Annotated in this window: 1 protein-coding gene; it reads left to right on the forward strand. The window is 67.7% G+C overall.

Translation table 11 applies throughout. The features are described 5' to 3' along the window. Positions 1 to 499 (forward strand): ketoacyl-synthetase C-terminal extension domain-containing protein (locus DEH69_RS06375; protein WP_147255456.1); only part of this gene is annotated, 499 nt, incomplete at both ends.

A 499-nucleotide genomic window follows, 5' to 3' on the forward strand; every position in this document is an offset into this window, starting at 1 on the left:
GGTCCTTCTCAGCAGCGGGTGATTCGTGCGGCGCTGGCCAACGCCCGGCTTAGCCCGGGGGATGTGGATGCGGTGGAGGCGCATGGGACGGGGACGACGTTGGGTGATCCGATCGAGGCGCAGGCCCTGCTGGCTACGTATGGCAAGGACCGTCCTGTTGAACGGCCGCTTTATTTGGGGTCGTTGAAGTCGAACATTGGTCATACGCAGGCGGCGGCTGGGGTGGCGGGGGTGATCAAGATGGTGCAGGCGTTGCGGCATGGGGTGTTGCCGAAGACGTTGCATGTGGATGAGCCGAGTCCGGAGGTGGACTGGTCGGCGGGTGCGGTGGAGTTGCTGACGGAGGCTCGGGAGTGGCCGGTGACGGATCGGCCGCGTCGGGCGGGGGTGTCCTCGTTCGGCGTGAGCGGCACCAATGCGCATCTCATTCTTGAGCAGGCCCCGGAGGAGCCCGAGGCGGACGCGGCCGTCGTGGGACCGCTGCCGCTGCCCGTGTCCG

Source organism: Streptomyces sp. PT12 (assembly GCF_003311645.1).
Taxonomy (GTDB): domain Bacteria; phylum Actinomycetota; class Actinomycetes; order Streptomycetales; family Streptomycetaceae; genus Streptomyces.